This is a genomic window from Alkalimonas collagenimarina (assembly GCF_030717845.1).
Lineage (GTDB): Bacteria > Pseudomonadota > Gammaproteobacteria > Enterobacterales > Alteromonadaceae > Alkalimonas > Alkalimonas collagenimarina.
This window is the reverse complement of record NZ_JAUZVZ010000060.1, coordinates 1-1,222: the sequence shown is the minus strand read 5'-3', so window position 1 is coordinate 1,222 and position 1,222 is coordinate 1. Positions and strand designations below refer to the sequence as shown.

1 protein-coding gene is annotated in these 1,222 nt (G+C 48.9%); it reads right to left on the bottom strand.

Annotated elements, in window-relative coordinates:
* Positions 1-9: 9 nt before the first annotated feature.
* Positions 10-1,222 (bottom strand): IS4 family transposase (locus Q3O60_RS17575; protein ID WP_305895227.1); only part of this gene is annotated, 1,213 nt, incomplete at its 5' end.

Genomic DNA, 1,222 nt, shown 5'->3' with positions numbered 1-1,222 from the left:
TAATGCCGTTCACTTAAGGTGAGCGGCATTTTTGTTTTTAGCGACAGGGTACCGGTTTTTCGATACCTTCAATATCCTTGGATAACTCCGCTCTCGCTTTCCTTCCAGCTTAAATTGACTGGCGTTTTTCTCGATATCCATTATGAGCTTAGGCACGTTACCAGGTGCATAAATTGGCATTAAGGTCAGCTTGTGGATGATGTGTGATGAGGCATCTCTGAAGCTCAGTTGGTTTGGGAATACACCTTTGAGTGACTTGGCCATCAGCACCATTTTATATCGAATTAGGTTGTAGGCGAGCAGTAACCCCCACAGCTCCTGCCGGATAAGCTCTGGAAGGTTGCTGCGCAGTGTAAACCGGCTTTCCAGCAGATGTTGCTTCATTTCCCGGTATCCCATTTCGATTTCCCAGCGATGGCTGTAAAGGTCCACAATCTCGGCGGCAGGATAAGTCATAGGGTCGACCATGGAGGTGAGGATTTTTACCTCTTTTCCTTTGATTTGCCGCGTAATAAGTCGTGCTTCGATGATGAGAGGTAAGTCGGGTCGCTTTTTTCTCGACTGGGGTGTCGTTGTCAGACGAATGAGCTTGTCTTGCTTGCCAAGGTTTTTGATTTCCTCGTATTGTACGTTCTTCTTCAGTGGCAACAACCAGTGTGTGTTGATGCCTTTATGCTGCCAGTCATGCAGCAAGCCCAGCGAGTAAAAACCTTTATCGAATAATGTCAGGCTATTATCCGGCACCCGCGCTATCAGTTGAGCGGCCAGATTCATTTCATTCTCACAGACGCTGTTAAACGCACTATCAAGGATTAAGTGACTGCTAAGCTCCATTAAGCAGACCATCCGCACCTGCGGGTAACCTGCTTCGCTGGCTTTATTCGCGGTTCGCGCAAATGCTGCGCTGTTTTCTTTGTTATCGGGCGTACGCCAGACCACACCATCAACACCAAAAAGATTCAGACCGCACCAGTGAGGGTGCTCAGCTCGTTCATGCCACGTCTGTGCAGACAGGTGAAATACATCACGGACAGCATCACTTCCTAACTTCTTCCTCGCTTGCGTCACCGCACTGCGGGCGACGTAATCCACATCTTGCGGCAATACAATGTCCAGCTTGTTGATTAACTGACGGACGGATTCGGTGCGAAAGAGTGACATGCCTATCACGGCCCAAATCATCGCATCCATAGGAAGCTTACGTTTGCGCAGGGTTGCAACG